Raw genomic sequence first — 771 nt, forward strand, 5'->3', positions numbered from 1 at the left:
CCGCCCCCGCCCGCTGATAGACGACCTGCCGGAGCGTCCGCACCCTGCTGCGGGGCGGCGCCGAGGGCGCGTCGGCGGGCCGGGGGACGGACGCGGACGGCGCGTTGGCGCTGCGGGAGCGGCTGGCGGCGATGCCCGCGGGTGACCGTGAGGACGCGGTGCTGGAGGTGGTCCGTACCCATGTGGCCCACGCCCTCGGCCACGCCTCGGCCGACGAGGTCGAGGCCGGACGCGCCTTCAACGAGCTGGGCTTCGACTCGCTCACCGCGGTCGAACTGCGCACCCGGCTGGGCACGGCCACCGGCCTCCGGCTGCCGACGAGCCTCGTCTTCGACTACCCGAACCCGGCTGCGCTCGCCGCGCATCTGCTCGGCGAGCTGGCACCTGCCGCTCCCGGCCACGTTCCGGCCGATGTGGATCTCGATCCGCAGGACGCCGAACTGCGCCGCACCCTGGCCACCATCCCGATGAGCCGGATCAGGGAGGCCGGTCTGCTGGACACGCTGCTCCAGCTGGCCGACCCGCAAGCAGCGACCCCTGGCACGAGCCGCGCCGAAGATGACGCCGAGTCCATCGACGACATGGACGTCCAGCACCTCATCGACATGGCGCTCGACCTCGACGGCCTCGACGGCACCGAATCCTGACGCGGCCCAAGCACGGAGTACACGACACGATGACTACCCCCAACGAAAAGCTCGTTGACGCGCTGCGGGCCTCGCTGAAGGAAACCGAGCGGCTGCGTCGGCAGAACCAGCAGCTCACCGACGC

The 771-nt window shown here is 72.1% G+C and carries 2 protein-coding genes; both read left to right on the top strand.

Annotated elements, in window-relative coordinates; genetic code table 11:
• Positions 1–104: 104 nt before the first annotated feature.
• On the top strand, positions 105–647 hold the full coding sequence (locus SSOG_RS46965; protein WP_050799999.1) for an acyl carrier protein: 543 nt from the start codon (positions 105–107) through the stop codon (positions 645–647).
• A 29-nt stretch (positions 648–676) separates the two neighbouring features.
• On the top strand, positions 677–771 hold a 95-nt coding region (locus SSOG_RS58540; protein ID WP_167542519.1), incomplete at its 3' end, for a polyketide synthase docking domain-containing protein.

Source organism: Streptomyces himastatinicus ATCC 53653 (assembly GCF_000158915.1).
In the GTDB taxonomy this organism is placed as follows: domain Bacteria; phylum Actinomycetota; class Actinomycetes; order Streptomycetales; family Streptomycetaceae; genus Streptomyces; species Streptomyces himastatinicus.